At 67.2% G+C, this 14732-nt stretch carries 14 protein-coding genes; 9 read left to right on the top strand and 5 right to left on the bottom strand.

Annotated elements, in window-relative coordinates:
* Positions 1–3: 3 nt before the first annotated feature.
* Both VL752_RS03045 and VL752_RS03040 read right to left on the bottom strand, forming a co-directional pair.
* Positions 4–879 (bottom strand): hypothetical protein, encoded by an 876-nt coding sequence (locus tag VL752_RS03045; RefSeq protein WP_325352266.1) that lies wholly within the window; start codon positions 877–879, stop codon positions 4–6.
* Positions 876–1853, bottom strand: a complete 978-nt coding sequence (locus VL752_RS03040; RefSeq protein ID WP_325352265.1) for a diacylglycerol/lipid kinase family protein — start codon at positions 1851–1853, stop codon at positions 876–878. Before VL752_RS03040 ends, VL752_RS03045 begins: the two co-directional genes overlap by 4 nt.
* Between VL752_RS03040 and VL752_RS03035 the strand changes: the two genes are divergently transcribed.
* Positions 1853–2767, top strand: a complete 915-nt coding sequence (locus VL752_RS03035) for a metallophosphoesterase family protein (RefSeq protein WP_325352264.1) — start codon at positions 1853–1855, stop codon at positions 2765–2767. The two genes, VL752_RS03040 and VL752_RS03035, sit on opposite strands and share 1 nt — an antisense overlap.
* Here the strand turns inward: VL752_RS03035 and VL752_RS03030 are convergent.
* Complete coding sequence (locus VL752_RS03030; protein WP_325352263.1) at positions 2761–3279, bottom strand: DUF2141 domain-containing protein; 519 nt, start codon at positions 3277–3279, stop codon at positions 2761–2763. The genes VL752_RS03035 and VL752_RS03030 overlap by 7 nt on opposite strands.
* 193 nt (positions 3280–3472) lie before the next feature.
* Between VL752_RS03030 and VL752_RS03025 the strand changes: the two genes are divergently transcribed.
* The 6 genes from VL752_RS03025 to VL752_RS03000 all read left to right on the top strand — a co-directional run bounded on the left by VL752_RS03025 (position 3473) and on the right by VL752_RS03000 (position 10806).
* On the top strand, positions 3473–4714 hold the full coding sequence (locus VL752_RS03025; RefSeq protein WP_325352262.1) for an LptF/LptG family permease: 1242 nt from the start codon (positions 3473–3475) through the stop codon (positions 4712–4714).
* On the top strand, positions 4711–5769 hold the full coding sequence (locus VL752_RS03020) for an LptF/LptG family permease (protein ID WP_325352261.1): 1059 nt from the start codon (positions 4711–4713) through the stop codon (positions 5767–5769). Before VL752_RS03025 ends, VL752_RS03020 begins: the two co-directional genes overlap by 4 nt.
* Positions 5770–6115: 346 nt before the next feature.
* Entirely contained in the window at positions 6116–7270 is a 1155-nt protein-coding gene (locus tag VL752_RS03015) for a GNAT family N-acetyltransferase (RefSeq protein WP_325352260.1), read from the top strand.
* The gene (locus tag VL752_RS03010; RefSeq protein ID WP_325352259.1) at positions 7267–8046 is read left to right on the top strand and encodes a nucleotidyltransferase family protein; all 780 of its coding nucleotides are present in this window, start codon (positions 7267–7269) and stop codon (positions 8044–8046) included. The genes VL752_RS03015 and VL752_RS03010 overlap by 4 nt, the downstream gene beginning before the upstream one ends.
* Positions 8047–8083: 37 nt before the next feature.
* The gene (locus tag VL752_RS03005; RefSeq protein ID WP_325352258.1) at positions 8084–9835 is read left to right on the top strand and encodes a fatty acyl-AMP ligase; all 1752 of its coding nucleotides are present in this window, start codon (positions 8084–8086) and stop codon (positions 9833–9835) included.
* Positions 9832–10806, top strand: a complete 975-nt coding sequence (locus VL752_RS03000; protein WP_325352257.1) for an NAD-dependent epimerase/dehydratase family protein — start codon at positions 9832–9834, stop codon at positions 10804–10806. Before VL752_RS03005 ends, VL752_RS03000 begins: the two co-directional genes overlap by 4 nt.
* On the opposite strand, the gene VL752_RS02995 is transcribed toward VL752_RS03000, so the two are convergent.
* Entirely contained in the window at positions 10787–11905 is a 1119-nt protein-coding gene (locus VL752_RS02995; RefSeq protein ID WP_325352256.1) for a hypothetical protein, read from the bottom strand. The two genes, VL752_RS03000 and VL752_RS02995, sit on opposite strands and share 20 nt — an antisense overlap.
* Before the next feature lie 62 nt (positions 11906–11967).
* On the opposite strand from VL752_RS02995, the gene VL752_RS02990 reads away from it, so the two are divergent.
* Entirely contained in the window at positions 11968–13275 is a 1308-nt protein-coding gene (locus VL752_RS02990; RefSeq protein WP_325352255.1) for a lipopolysaccharide biosynthesis protein, read from the top strand.
* On the opposite strand, the gene VL752_RS02985 is transcribed toward VL752_RS02990, so the two are convergent.
* Complete coding sequence (locus VL752_RS02985) at positions 13256–13657, bottom strand: hypothetical protein (RefSeq protein ID WP_325352254.1); 402 nt, start codon at positions 13655–13657, stop codon at positions 13256–13258. The two genes, VL752_RS02990 and VL752_RS02985, sit on opposite strands and share 20 nt — an antisense overlap.
* Before the next feature lie 159 nt (positions 13658–13816).
* On the opposite strand from VL752_RS02985, the gene VL752_RS02980 reads away from it, so the two are divergent.
* Entirely contained in the window at positions 13817–14599 is a 783-nt protein-coding gene (locus tag VL752_RS02980; RefSeq protein ID WP_325352253.1) for a hydroxyethylthiazole kinase, read from the top strand.
* Positions 14600–14732: the final 133 nt, after the last annotated feature.

Below are 14732 nucleotides of genomic sequence, written 5' to 3'. Positions count from 1 at the left end.
GGTTCAGCGCAGCGCGCCCATCCGGCGCAGCCGCCAAAGCAGGCCGGGTGCAGCCAGCAAGGGATGGCGGCGCTGCCAGTTGCTCAGCGACAGGCCAATGCCGGCATGGCGCTGCAACTTCCAGAGGATGTAATCGGCGCCGCCCGCGAAGGTGAAGGCCGCCTTGGCGAGCCGCAGCAGATTGAGCGGCCGGCCGCAAAGCCGGCGCAGTCCCCATCCACCGAGGGGCAGCGACTCCCCCTCCGGGGGCACCGCCGCCAGCAGGGCATCGAACCAAGCCGCATTTGTCTCATAGAGCAAGCCGGGCTGGCGGGCGCTTTCGGGCCGCAGTTCCGCCCGGTAGGTGCAATTGAAGAGTCCCTGCCAGATCCCGGCTGGCGCGGCGGCCGTGGGGCTCAGGGCGCGCGCCCAGAAGACGGCGGTGCGCCCCGCTTTCGCGACCAATGCCGCCGCCGCGCGGCGCGACGCCTCATCCCGCGCGTAGAGCAGCGAGCATGGCTGGGAAAAGCGCGTCCAGATCGTGGTGTCGACCGCTTGGCGCCGCGCCCGCCGCTGGAATTGCAGCATTGAGAGGGTTGCGACCTTGGCGCGCAGCCCGCCGGCGCTGATCAGCGACACATTGGGCGGCAGCAGGCGGTTCGCCACCGCCGGCAGCCAGCCGCCATGAAACGCGTGCGCGTCGTCATAGAGGACATAGAGATCGATGAGACCGGAAAGATCACCCGTGCGACGGCAGGAACCATAGAAGAGGATGACACGCACCGCTTCCCCGTGACGGGCGAGGATCGCCTCGACCAGGTGATCGAGAGCGGCCGGCTGCGGCCTCGCGAATTCCGTCGCGACCAGCCGATGCAGGGTTTCTGGTGCCAGGCTGCTCACGGCGCCACCACGGTGACGCTCCCGGCGGTGGAGAGCAGCACGCCGGCCCGCGCTTCGAAGGCTTCGCCGTCGAGGATGAAGGGCTGGTCGAACATCATCCGGATGGCGTTGCCCCGGCCGGAACGGTAGCCACTGCGGATCATCCAGGGCCGCGGGCGGCGCAGCATGACGGCAAGCAGACCAGCCGCGAACCGCCGCGGTGGCGCGTCGATATCGAGCCAGCGGATGCCGCCCGAACCGCGCCCCCAGAAGGGCCAGAGCCCGAGCATGAGGCTGTCCAGCGTCGTCGCCATGACGAGGAACCGCTTGCCCGCGATGGCCGGCCGCCCTTCGACCGCGAGCGACATCGACCAGCCCTGACGGATTGGGGAATTGCGTCCGACCAAAGCGCGCAAGGCAGTGACGAACAGGGTCGCCGCCACCTCCAGCCCATGGCTGAAGCCTTGCCGCCGCACCACGAGATTGGCGACCGTTTTGGCTTCCGTGAAGCCCGCGGTCCCGAACAAAAAGCCCACCAACGGTGGCCGCCCAGGCTCGTCCGGCCAGGAGACTTCGAGCACCGGGCAGGTCTTGCGGTGCAGTCGCCCGGCATGAGCGGCTCGCAACAGCCGGTCGAGCGCCGCGTCCCCGCTCCCAGCGCTGCCCAACACGCGGGCGGCGAGGTTGGTATTGCCGGCGGAGAGAATGGCGAGTTCTGGCGGCTGCGCGGCATAGGCCGGGGGGAAGGCGCTCAGCACGTCCCGCACGGTGCCGTCGCCGCCGGACACGACCAGGAGATCGACGCCCTCTTCCGCGAAACCGGCAAGGGTGTCGCGCAGCGCGCCGAGATCAGCGGGGGCTGCCACGCGCAGATCGGGATGGCGGGCCTGTACTGCTGCGAGATCAATCGGGTGGGACTTGTTGACGTGGCTGCGCAGATTGATGATGAGCCCGATACGCCGGGGCGCCGGGGTAGAAAAGGTCAGCTTAGCCAATGTCGTTCAGCCTCGCCCATCTGTCCGATCTCCACCTTCCGCCGCCGGTCGAAGCGATCTCGTTTCGGCAGCGGCATGTCAAGCAGGCACTGGCCGTTCTCTCCTGGCGGAGAAAGCGCCATCGCATCCATAGCTGGCAGCCGGAGACGGCACTGCGTGCGGATATCGCGGCCCACGCGCCCAACCATCTGGCCTTCACCGGGGACCTCACCAACTTTGCCCATCCGGCGGAATTTGCGGCGGCGCGGCGCTATCTGGAGGGTTTCGGCGATCCGACCGAGGTCTCGGTCGTGCCTGGTAATCATGATGTCACAACAAAATTGCCCTGGCAGGAGAGTCTCTGTCAATGGGGGCCGTGGTTCGCGGGTGACGCGGAAATCGAAAAACCCCATGGCACGCCCTTCCCTTTCGTCAGAAGGCGGGGGCCGGTGGCGGTTATCGGGCTGTCCTCGGCAATCCAGACGCGCGTTTTCTCCGCCGCCGGCGCCCTGGGCCCTGGCCAGATCGACTGCCTCGGACCACTGCTCGACCGGCTGGCCGCCGAGGGCCTGTTTCGCATTGTGCTGATCCACCATCCGCCGGTGATCGGCCCCGGCGGCGAGCGCAAGGCGCTCAGAGACCGAGTCGCGCTATGCGACATCCTGGCGCGCCACGGCGCCGAACTCGTGCTCTCCGGCCACCATCATGTGACACGGCTGCAACCGATCCCCGGGCCGCAAGGCCCCATCGCCACCTTCAGCGTGCCGGCGGCACTCGCCGCCAAACCCAGGCCCGAATATGCCGGCTGGCATCTGCATCGTGTGATGCCCAGAGCGGGAGGCTGGCAGCTCGAGACCGAACTCCGCCGCTACGACCCCCAAGCCGATCGCTTCCGCACCGTGGGCGACTGGCGGATCGGAGTCGCGGCTCAATAACGGAGCTGAATGGCGATCTGATTGACCCCGGGAGCCACCGTAAAGGCGACCTTGCGGAAGCCGGGCGGGGCCAGGAAGATCTGCGGGTTGTTCGAGAAGCCGTAGGCTTCTGCTGGCAGGCCAACCATGGTCAGGTCGAAGCGATGATTGCCATTGGCGTCATCGTAGATCGCGACCGCATAGGTGCCGGGGCCCGAGACGGCGAAGCAACCCTTGACGCTCGGCCCCGTCACCGGCACGCGGATCAGGCCGATCTTGCCGTGATGGGCCAGGAAGCGCTTTGGGTCCGCGCCATAAAGGGTGAAGGTGACATCGCCGGTCGTCTTGCGGATGTCGGGCACCGTCATGATCAGCCGCGGCATGGCCGTGGTAACCCCTGGCGCATCGCAGGCGAGACTGGACTGGAGGCTGGCCTCGGGCCTTATCTGGGCGGCGCGCGCCGCACCGCCGGCTGCCATAAGCCACGGCAGGGCAAGCAAAAGGAACCAGCGCAGCTGGAGGGGATGAAACATGATGCGCGGTTCTCGACTCCGTGATAATGAGACGCAATAGCATCCCGGCTCATAACTGCCAGCATCGCCGCGCATGGGCGCTCAGTCTCGCAGTCCCCGGGATATTCTGCAACAAGCGGACCGTGATGCGGTCTGAGGATCACCCCTGCGCGCGGCCGTTCCCGGTTTGCCGCATACATAAACGATAGGCCCATTGCGCTCCCTTTCCGGACACGGCCGGCGGCAATCCGCAGCGACGCTTGAGCGCTACCTGCTCAGCCTCTCCGCCAAGCCCTTCATCGGCACGCTGGCGATCGTGCTGCCTGCTCTGCTCCTCGAGCGCCTGCTCCGGCTGTTCGATCTGCTGGCGGACACGGACGTGCCGACGGGCTCCGTCGGCCGCATGCTGCTGGACCTCGTGCCGCAATATCTCGGTCTCGCGCTGCCCGCCGCCCTCTTCATCGGCGTCTATTTCGTCATCGCCAGGCTGAGCCGCGGCAACGAGTTGGAAGCGATGCAGAATGCCGGCGTCTCCATGGCCTGGATCAGCCGCCCCTTTCTGCTGCTCGGCCTCGCCCTCGCCATCGTCGCCTACGGCCTCTACGGCTATGCCCAGCCCTTCGCCCGCTACGCCTACCGCGCGGCGCTGTGGTCCGCGACCGAAAGCGGCTGGAACGCCACCATCCCGCCCGGGCGTATCATCCATGTCGGTCGCAACCTGATCGTGACCGCCGACGCCGCGGACCCCGGCACCGGTGAGCTCCGCAATGTCCTCATCCACCAGCAGGAGCCGGACGGCACCGAAGAAATCACGACCGGCGAGCGAGGCAGCCTTTTTCTGACGGATCAGGGCAGTCAGCTCGTATTGAGCCTGGAGGACGGCCACCGGCTCGTCATCCATCCGAATGGACGGGTCGCCACCATCACGTCGCAAAGCACCAGCATGTCTCGGCCTTTCGTCCTGCATCTTCGTGCCTTTCGCCCTCGTGGCGGCGACGAGCGGGAGATGACGACCGCCGAGCTCTGGCGCGCCCATCTCGCGCCGCATCCGACGCTGCCAATCCGCAGATTGGATGGCGAACTGTACAGCCGCATCCTGCGCGCGCTCTCGATGGCCGTGCTGCCGCTGCTCGCGGTGTCGCTGGGCATCTCCGGCAAGCGGTCGCGACGGCAATACGGCGTCCTTGTGGGCGTTCTGATCCTCATCCTTTACGATCATGCGATCCAACTCACAGCGGCACTCGGCACCGCTGGACTGATCGACCCGCGCCTGCCGCTATGGGGCATTTTCCTTGCCTTCACCGCCTTCTGCTTCTGGATGTTCGCCCGCGCCTCCCAGCACACGAGCGAAGGCCCGCTCGACCCCCTTTTCACCCTGCTCGAGGATGCGACCGACCGAGCGGCGAAGGGGCTGCGTGGCATGGCTCTCTTCCGGCCGAGGTCGCGCGCCGGATGATCCGCCTCTACCTCTCCCGCCTGCTGCTAGGCCGGCTGCTAGGCGCGCTCATCGGGCTTGCCGCCATGCTCCAGCTGCTCGAGCTCTTCGAGAAGGCTGGCACGATCTTCGCCCATGGCGGCTTCCTCGATATTCTGCATTTCATCGGTCTTCGTCTGCCTGCGATCCTCTCCGAAAGCCTGCCGCTGGCAGTGCTGATCGGTGCACTGCTCGCCTTCAGAGGGCTCGCCGCCGGGCTCGAGGTGACGACCCTGCGCGCCGCCGGCATGAGCATCGCCCAGATGGTGATGGCGCTAATGCCGCTTTGCCTCCTGCTCACGCTGGTCCAGTTCGGGCTGCAGAACGAGGTTGCCCCGCGGGCCGACCGCGCCTTCGAGGACTGGTGGGCACGGACCATCCCGCCCGCTGCCGACGCGCCCGTCCCGCCCCCGCTCTGGCTGCGCGCGGGGGGCGATGTCGCGGCGGTCAACCGCGTCTCTCTGGACGGGCGGCAGGTGGAGGGGGTCACGCTCATCGAGCGCTCAGCCAAAGGCGATGTCACCGCCGAAATCACGGCGCCGAGCGCCGAGGTCGGCGCCCGGGGCTGGGTGCTGGCGCAGCCACGCATCGCGCAGGCCGGCAATGGCAAGGTCCGTGAGGAGGCAAGCCTGACATGGCCAGCCGGTCCTTCACCGGCGAATATGGTTGCCCTCGTCCGGCCGACGGATAGCCAGACGCTGGAAAAGTTGATCGGCACGCTCAAGGGCCGCTGGGTGGGCATCCAGGGCCCCTCCTACTATCGGACTGCGCTTTATGAGGCCTTCGCGGTTCTTTTCGCGCCCGTCATCATGCTGCTGCTGGCAGCCCCCGTGCTCCTGGCCCCGCCCCGCTCGGAAGGCAACGGCATGGCGACCGCCACCGGCCTCGTGCTGGGTCTCGGCTATCTCGTCTGCGCCGGCCTGCTCAACGCCTTCGGCGAATCGGGCGCGGTGCCGCCTTGGCTTGCCGGTTGGCTAGTTCCTGTTTTCTCCCTAGCCTACGCGATTTTGCGTCTGATGCAGTCAGATGACGCCTGACATGACATTTATACTATCTCGAAGTTTATATTTTCTTGACAGTTCTGGGTTACCCGCCCCATCCGAGGGAGCCTAGGAGAAGGTGATGCAGACCCGCTCGCGGAAACACGGACGGATTTTCGATCTCGGGCACATGAATCTGGCCGATCCGATCTACGCCGGCGGGCGCCATCGCGCCTTCAGGCAAGGCTTGGCGTTCCTTCGTCGGATGAAGCCTCCGCACACCTCAACCGTTTCCAGGATGAAACGAGTTGTTCCGGCATCGGCTCCGCCTTTGGCGCCTCCGCACGCGGGGGGCGCCTTCTCTGCGCATGTTCCTGCCCCGGCTTGGAGACTCTGATAGACCATGACGACCGAGGCTGCCGGCGGCATCGACATCCTGTGTGTGACGGAGAAAGCGCAGCTCATGCGCTTCATCCGCCTGCCCGACCGGCTGCTGGCACGGGACCCGCAGTATATCCCGCCGCTGCATTCCGAACGGCAGGCCGCCCTCAGCCCCAAGGGCAACCCCTTTTTTAGCCATGCCGAGGCCGCCTTCTGGCTCGCACGCCGCGGCGGCAAGGATGTTGGCCGCATCTCCGCCCAGATCGACCGTCTGGCCAAATCCGATCCGGCGGCGCCGGTGGGCAATTTCGGGATGCTCTCGGCGATCGACGATCCGGCGGTCTTCGCGGCCCTGCTCGCGACCGCCGAGACCTGGCTCGCCGCACGTGGCATCCGCCGCGTGCAGGGGCCGTTCAACCTCTCGATCAACGAGGAAACGGGACTTCTGGTCGAAGGTTTCGACACGCCGCCGATGTTGATGATGCCACATGATCCGCCCTATGCGGATAGCCACGTCGCCGCCCTTGGCTATAGCAAGATCCGCGACCTCTACGCCTATCTTTGCGACACGACCGCCGCCCTGCCGAAAAGCTCGGCGGCGATCGTCAGCCGTGGCCTGCCCCCCAACGTCACGCTCCGCCACATGCGGATGGCGAATCTCAAGCAGGACATCGCGTCTCTCGTCAGCATTTATAATGATGCCTGGTCGACCCACTGGGGCTTCGTGCCGATCACGGAGAGCGAGGTCGACCATATGTCGAAGGCGATGAAGCCGCTGTTGCATGAGCGGCTGATCTGGTTCGCCGATGTCGACGGGGAGCCGGCCGCCTTTGGCCTCTGCCTGCCCGATCTCAATGCCGCAATTCGGGACCTGTCTGGCAGCCTGCTGCCCTTCGGCTGGGCAAAGCTGCTGTGGCGTCTCAAAGTCTCGGGTGTGAAGACGGGCCGCGTGCCGCTGATGGGCGTGCGCAAGCGTCATGGCGCGGGCATGATGGGCCGGCTGCTCGCGCTGCACATAGTCGAGGCGCTGCGGCGCGAGGCGCTAGCAAAGGGCATCACCGCGGTCGAAATGTCCTGGATTCTTGAAGACAATCTGCCGATGCGTCACCTCGCCGAAGCAATCGGCGGGCGGCCATACAAGACGTATCGCGTCTATGAGAAGACGCTCGCCGCATGATGGAAGCGAGTTCTCTCACCGTGCTCGTTCTCGCTGGCAGCCGGCATGGCGCGACTGATCCGATGGCTGTGGCAGCCCATGTCTCGCACAAGGCGCTGCTGCCGGTGGGCGGCACGCCCATGCTGCTGCGGGTGATCCGCGCGCTGCGGGCGACCCCGGCTGTCGGGCGCATCGTCGTCTCGAGCGAGCGCACCGACCTGCTCGACGGCTTTCCCGAATCGGCCGAAATTCTGTCCATCCGCGCGGAACCCTCGCCCAGCCGCAGCGTGGCGGCCGCGTTGGAGACCTTCGGCGCGCCGCTTCTCGTAACAACGGCCGATCACGCCCTGCTCTCCCCCGCCATTCTAGCCGACTTCCTGAGCCGTGCCCCGCAGAGCGCGGATGCCGTGGCCGCCGTCGCCCGCTCGGACGTCATCCGCGCCGGCTTTCCGGGCACGCAGCGCACCTGGATCAGGCTGCGCGACGGGGATTTCAGCGGCTGCAACCTCTTCCTGCTCCGCCGCGAGAAGGCCCTCCGCGCCGTCGCCTTCTGGAGGCGGATTGAGGAGCGGCGGAAAAGTCCGCTCGCCATGGCCTGGCTCATCGGGCCTGCCGCGCTGATCGGTTATGCGCTGAGAATCTTGACATTGGATGGTGTGGCACGGCTTTTGAGCCGCCGCACCGGTGCGGCACTCGCCGTTACTGCCCTTTCTCACGCGGACGCGGCCATCGATGTCGACAAGCCCGCGGACCTTGAACTCGTCGAAAGGACCCTTGCCGCACGCGCCGCGGCATGAGCCCAAATTTATGAACGCAGCATAGTTGGATCGCATCTTGGATCTCCATCTCACGTCAGGACCAACGCCTTCGCTTAGCGGACTTCCCCTCCGCGCCGGTGATTTCGCAACCCTGCCGCAGGCGCTGGACTATGCGGCCGAAGGACTGACGGGCCTCAATTTCTATTCCGGCCAAGGCGATCTCTCATCGACGTTGAGCTACCGCAATCTTCGCGCCGATGCCCGCGATCTGGCCTGCCGCCTGCACGGTCTCGGCCTCGCGCGCGGCGACAGCATCGCCGTCATCGCCGAAACCAGCCCCGATTTCGTGCGCATCTTTTTCGCCTGCCAATATGCCGGCCTCGTGCCTGTGCCGATGCCGCTGCCCTTCGCCTTTGGCGGGCGCGAAACCTATGTCTCCCATGTCGAACGGCTGGTGCAGGAGGCTCGCGCCAGCGCCCTCTTCGCCCCCGAGAACCTGGTGCCCTGGCTGGCGCCCATGGCCGAGGCGCAGGGGCTGCTTCTGTGTGGCACGGTCGCCGATCTCTCCCGCCTCGATGTGTGGGACGCGGATCTGCCCGAAATCGGACCTGACGATACCGCTTATCTGCAATTCTCCTCGGGCAGCACGCGCTTTCCGAAGGGCGTCGTCATCCGCCAGAAGGCGCTGATGGCGAATGCCGTTGGCATTCTCAATCAGGGCATGGAAATCCGGACGGCGGACCGCGCCGTCTCCTGGCTGCCGCTTTATCACGACATGGGCCTGGTCGGTTTCCTGCTCAGCCCGCTCGCTGGACAGGTGACGGTCGATTTTATCGCCACCCAGGATTTCGCCCGCCGCCCCCGCCTCTGGCTCTCCCTGATCAGCCAGAACCGCGGCACGGTTTCCTATAGCCCGAGCTTCGGCTTCGACCTTTGCACAAGGCGCGAGCGCTCGATAGGCAAGGAGAGCCTCGACCTCTCCACCTGGCGCGTCGCCGGCATCGGCGGCGACATGATCCGCCCTGGGGTACTCGCCAAATTTGCCGAGACCTTCGCGGTCTGTGGTTTCGATGCCCGCGCTTTCCTGCCGAGCTACGGCATGGCCGAGGCGACGCTTGCCCTCGCCTTCGCGCCGACCGGCCAGGGTTTCGAGACCGAGACCATCGACTTGGACCTCCTGGAGCAGAAGGGCATTGCCTGCCCGGCCGAGGGCGACGAGGCCCGCCGCCGCACCTTCGTCCTCTGCGGTCTGCCCCTTCTCGGCCACCGTATCGAAGTGCGCGGGCCAGACGGCGCGGCACTTGGCGACCGCCAGGTCGGCCGCATCGTGGCCAAGGGGCCGAGTATCATGCAGGGCTACAAGAACCGGCCGGAAGAGACGCGGGAGAGTTTGTCCGCCGATGGCTGGCTCGAAACCGGGGATCTCGGCTACCGCATCGCCGGGACGTTGGTCGTGACGGGCCGCGCCAAGGACCTCATCATCATCAACGGCCGCAACATCTGGCCGCAGGATCTGGAATGGACGGTCGAGCGCGCCGTGCCGCAGATCCGCACGGGAGACGTCGCCGCCTTCTCGGTAGAGGAAGATGGCCAGGAGGTGTTGGTCGTGGCCGTTGAGGCCCGCGGCCTCCGTGATTCCGACGAGGGCGAGGCGCTGGCTGCCGAGATCGCCGGCACGCTGCGCAGCCATCATGGTGCGGATGCCCGCGTCGTCCTATTGCCGCCCGGCAGCCTGCCCTATACGTCCTCGGGCAAGTTGAGCCGCGCCCGCGCAAGGCTGAACTACCTTGCCTCTCTCCTGCTGCCGGCGGGCGCCATCGCCGCGTGAACGCTCCCGCCGGGGCCGTTACGCGTCCGGTCGCAGCACTCACGGGAGGCACCGGCTTTCTCGGCCGCGCCATCGCCCAGGCGTTGACGGAAGCCGGCTGGCAGGTGCGCCTGCTGGTCCGCTCGGCACCGCTGCATCCCCAGTTGGAACATCTGCCGCTCGACCTCGTGCTGGGCGAACTTGCCGACCGGGTCGCCCTCGCCCGCCTCGTATCCGGCGCAGACATCGTCATCCATGCCGCGGGCCTCGTGAAGGCCCGCAACACCGCGGCTTTCCTGGCCGTCAACCGGGACGGTGCGCGCCGCGTGGCGGAAGCCGCCGCCGTAGCGCCCGGCGCACCCGGCTTCCTGCTGATCTCCTCCCTCGTTGCCCGTGAGCCCGGCCTCTCCGACTATGCCGCGAGCAAACGCGCCGGCGAGGAGGCCGTGATGGAGGTCCTCGGATCCCGTCCCTGGACCGTGCTCCGTCCCCCGGCGATCTACGGTCCGTGGGACCGGGAAGGTCTCGCCATGCTGCGGCTTGCGTCCGGCCGCTTCGCCCCTGCCATTGCGGCGCCCGAGCCGCGCATTGCCATGATCCATGTCCGTGACGCCGCGGCCGCCGTCCGCGCGGTGAGCAAGGGAGAATTGCGCCAGCAGACCTGGGAAATCTCTGATGCCCGGACGGACGGCTACGGCTGGCGGGAGCTTCTGGGCCGGATCGGGTCGGCACTCGGTCGTCAGCCGCGCCCCGTGCCGCTGCCGGATGTCGCCCTTCGCATGGCAGGGGCCGTGAGCGACGGTCTAGCTGCGCTGCGCGGCGAGGCCGCGATCTTCGGCCGCGGCAAGGCGCGCGAGATCCTGCACCGGAACTGGAGCATCGACCCTGGCCGGCAGATTCCGTCCAGCATCTGGCAGCCCGGGATCGACCTTGATGCCGGCCTGCGGGAGACGGTTGACTGGTGGAGAGAGATCAGCCGGCACGCCGCATGAAGCCGAGGATCGCCGCCGCTGCGCGGCCAGACGCACCCGCAACCTCGCCGAGGGACGCACGGGCCATCTCCTCCTGCCGTGCGCGATAAAGGTGATGGCGCGCAGGCGCGGCGCGGATCGCGGCCATCAGGTCGCTTGGCTCATCCACAACATCTCCCAGCTGCCAATGCGCGAAATTCGGATCGCCCCGCCATGTCGCGCCATGCGCGTTGAGAAACACACAGGGGCGTGGCCGGACGAGGAATTCGTAGACCTGGCTGCTGACGTCACTGACAAAGACATCCGCTGCCTCGGTATAGGTCATGTCGAGCAGCCGGTCCGAGCCCGTATCGACGAGAATATGCTTTGTGCCGCGAGCCTCCCAGGCGGCGCGCAAACTCTCGTCTCTGCGCCGGAACATCTTCACATGCGGCGCGACGATCAGATTGAACTCCGACTGCGCCGTGAAATCGGCGAGCATCGGCTCGATGAAGCGCCGCCAGGAACTGAGTTTCGGCGCCTTGTGGGCGTTGTAAAGAACAATGGGCCGGGGCTCCTCAAAAAGGGGTGCCGCTTGTCTCTGCAACGCCGCGCAGGTCTCGAGCTTGACGGCGCCCACGGCCGCACATCGGTCGGGCCGGACGAGCCCGGCACCGATCATGCGTTGCGCGCTTTTCGGACCCGAAACGAGGACAAGATCAAAGGGCTTGGCGTGATGCGAAAAGCTGCGCGCTCGGTCCCCCGCGCCATGGGGGTAAAGGATAAGCCTCGGGTGGCGAATGCCGAGCCGGCGGGCGAGAGACACCGTGTCCTCGACGGCGACAATCGCGTCATAGCCGTCGAGTTGCCGGCGGTTGTCCAGCATCACCAGGCTCTTGAACATTCCGAAGCGGCGAAGGCCCCGTTGCATCGCCCGGGTGAGCAGCGAGCGTTCGAGCCGGCGACAGGTCATCGGCGCGGCGCCCAGCGCGGTCGCGATGCGCTCCAGCTGGGCCAGCGATTTCGGATCGTTGTAGTAGCTGTGAACCGTGACACCCGGCTCGCTCGCCAGTGCATGGGCGATGCCGGCACCGTGGTAGCACTGATAGGCCTCGGCGATGTAGAGGAAGGCGATGTTCATCTTGCTGCGTGTCTATAGACGCCTCGCCCGGCTTGGCAACCAGAGCTGATGGCCCAATACTAATGGCCCAGAACTGGCGGGACGGGTCGCTCGGCCGCATCTTCCAAAATCTCGGCTGGCTGCTGGCAGGCAAGGGTGTGGGCGCGGTCCTCAGCCTGGTCTATTTGGCGCTTGCGGCCCGCACGCTGGGGCCGCGCGGTTTCGGCGAATTCACCCTCATCACCGGCGGCGCCCAGGCGGTTGCTGCCTTCGTCACCTTCCAGACCTGGCAGATCGTCGTGCGCTACGGCCTGCCGCATCTCAGGGCGGGCAATCGCGATGCCGCCGCCCGACTGGGTGGTTTCTGCCTGGCGATCGACCTGGGTGCGGCGCTCGCCGGCTGCGTAGTCGCGACACTCGCGGTCTGGTGGCTGAGCGACCGGCTCGGCTGGCCGCGCGGCCTCGCCCGCGAGGGCCTCGGCTTCTCCTTCGTCATTCTGCTCACGACCCGCTCCACTGCCGTCGGCATCCTGCGCCTGCATGACCGTTTCGGCACCGGGGCTGCGGCCGATGCGGTGACCCCCATTACCCGCTTCGCCGGCGCGCTCGTCGTGGTCGCGGTCGGCTCGACCGTTGGCGGCTTTCTCCTTGCCTGGACGGCCGGCGAAATCCTGACGGCCGCCGCTTACTGGCTCGCCGTGGCGCGCGTCGTGCCGGGCGGCCTCCTCTGGCCGACGCGGCAGCGACTGCAGACGGCGGTGCGGGAGAATCCCGGCATCTGGCACTTCACCTGGATGACCAACCTCAACACCACGCTGGATCAGGGGTCGAAACAGGCGGTGGTGCTGCTGGTCGGCCTCGCCGCCGGGGCGACGGGCGCCGGGCAATACCGCCTCGCCTCCCAGCTCACGCAGGCGCTGGCGCGGATTTCGGACATGGCCTCACGCGCCATGTTCTCCGAACTCGCCCGCGCCCATAGTGGCGGGTCTGGCCATGAGTTTCGCCATCTCATCCTGCGCGCGGCAGCCCTCGCCGCGGGCGCGGGCGCCGTCATCATGCTCGTCCTGCTCGTGCTCGGCCGGCCCCTGCTACATCTGATCGGGGGGTCGGCCTATCTCGGCGTCTATCCGCTACTGGTGCTGCTCGGCCTCGCTTCGGCGCTCGATCTCGCGAGCGTTGTCTTTGAGCCGACGCTGGTCGCCATGGGTCGCGCAGGGCGTGCGCTTTGGGTGCGCATCGGCGCGAGCCTCGCCCTCTTCGCGCTGCTGGGCGCCACCCTGCCGCTCTACGGCACTATGGGAGCCGCCGCCGCCGTGCTCGCCGCCTCGACGATCGCGCTCTTGCTCTTCGCGGTCGCCGTCTGGCGCGCGGTTACTGCCTCTGGGCGCTGAGCGTGCGCGTGCACTGGGTCTCGTCACCGGTATAAAAGCCGCGCAGCTTCTTCGGGCTGGCCATGACGGTCTCGGTGCCGGTCAGGCTGTTGCCCTGGATGGTGGCGGTCAATTCCGAGCGGCCGCTGTCATCCGCCATGGAGAGATGGCCGCTCCCATCAACCCGGCCCGTCAGGTGGTGATGATGGGTCCAGGCTTCACCGCCGGCGACCTCGATGGTGATCGATTTCTGCTGATTGCCACAGCCCTGCACCGCCCATTCAGGGGAGCTGGTGCCGCTATAGGTGCCGTCGAAGGGCGAGGTCGCTGCCCATGCCGGCACTGCCGCTAGGGCGGCTAATCCGCAAAGGGCAATCAAGGCGAAACCCTGGCGATGGCGCATCTTTTCCTCCGCGGTGCGGCTGCCCCCCCATAGCGGGGGGGCAGCCTTCCCGCCAGCGCCGAGAACGGCGCCCCGCCCTGCACCGTCTTGCCATCTCCCCGAAGCCGGTCTGAACTGGGTCGACCAATCGCCGCTGGGCGGCAGGAACTGGAGCGCGTGATGAAAGACCTGTCCTGGAACGATGCCGCCGCGCGCCGCGAATTCTCGCGGCTGAAGCAGATGAAGCCCTTCTGCTATGGTCTCACCAACTACGTCGCGGCGGGTCTGTCAGCGAATGTGCTGCTCGCGGTCGGCGCCGCCCCCGCTATCGGCACGGCGATGGACTGGCCGAGCGTCTTCGGCCGCCATGCCCACGCGGTCTGGATCAATGCCGCCTGCCTGATGAGCTGCGGACCGGAGGAGATCCGCACGGCGGCCCGCGCCGCGCATGAGGGCAATGTCCCCTGGGTTCTGGACCCGGTGGCCATCGGCGCCGGCGCGCCGGAATACGACGCCGTCATTCGCAGCCTGCTTGAATTCAAGCCGACCGCGATCCGCGGCAATGCCTCTGAACTCATCGCGCTGGCCGGCGGCCAAGGCGGCGGCCAGGGCGTGGAGACGACCATGACCTCGGATCAGGCGCTGCCCTATCTCCAGTCCTTCGCGGCCGAGATGGGCACCATCGCCGCCGTCAGTGGCCCGGTGGATTACATCACCGATGGCAGCGCCACGATTGCGGTGCGTGGCGGGGATGCACGGCTAACGCTGGTGACGGGTGCGGGCTGCGCGCTCGGTAGTCTCATCGCCGGCATGCTGGCCAATGCCGAGGACCGGCTTGAGGCCGTCGCCGCCGCGCACGCGGTCTATGCCGTGGCCGCCGAGCGCGCGTCCGGGGCGGTGGGCACCGGCAGCTTCGCCGTGCAGTTCCTCGACCATCTCTCCCTGCTCGACCCGACGGAATAAGCCGAAGCGCTCACTGTTTCCGGGTGGACGTCCAGTTGAGAACAAAAGCCAGCAGCACCTTCGTGAAGGTCACCAGCTGGTCGATCGAGACTTGCTCGTTGACGCTATGGGCATGGCGAAGTTCGCCCGGCCC

The sequence above is a fragment of the Acidisoma sp. genome (assembly GCF_035492295.1).
Taxonomy (GTDB): domain Bacteria; phylum Pseudomonadota; class Alphaproteobacteria; order Acetobacterales; family Acetobacteraceae; genus Acidisoma.
The sequence above is the reverse complement of the archived record's forward strand: the minus strand, read 5'-3'. Positions and strand labels throughout refer to the sequence as shown.

Coding starts and splice junctions, on each gene's coding strand:
- VL752_RS03035 (WP_325352264.1), top strand. CDS start 1,853: ATGTCGTTCAGCCTCGCCCATCTGTCCGATCTCCACCTTCCGCCGCCG.
- VL752_RS03030 (WP_325352263.1), bottom strand. CDS start 3,279: ATGTTTCATCCCCTCCAGCTGCGCTGGTTCCTTTTGCTTGCCCTGCCG.
- VL752_RS03020 (WP_325352261.1), top strand. CDS start 4,711: ATGATCCGCCTCTACCTCTCCCGCCTGCTGCTAGGCCGGCTGCTAGGC.
- VL752_RS03015 (WP_325352260.1), top strand. CDS start 6,116: ATGACGACCGAGGCTGCCGGCGGCATCGACATCCTGTGTGTGACGGAG.
- VL752_RS03010 (WP_325352259.1), top strand. CDS start 7,267: ATGATGGAAGCGAGTTCTCTCACCGTGCTCGTTCTCGCTGGCAGCCGG.
- VL752_RS02995 (WP_325352256.1), bottom strand. CDS start 11,905: ATGAACATCGCCTTCCTCTACATCGCCGAGGCCTATCAGTGCTACCAC.
- VL752_RS02990 (WP_325352255.1), top strand. CDS start 11,968: ATGGCCCAGAACTGGCGGGACGGGTCGCTCGGCCGCATCTTCCAAAAT.
- VL752_RS02985 (WP_325352254.1), bottom strand. CDS start 13,657: ATGCGCCATCGCCAGGGTTTCGCCTTGATTGCCCTTTGCGGATTAGCC.
- VL752_RS02980 (WP_325352253.1), top strand. CDS start 13,817: ATGAAAGACCTGTCCTGGAACGATGCCGCCGCGCGCCGCGAATTCTCG.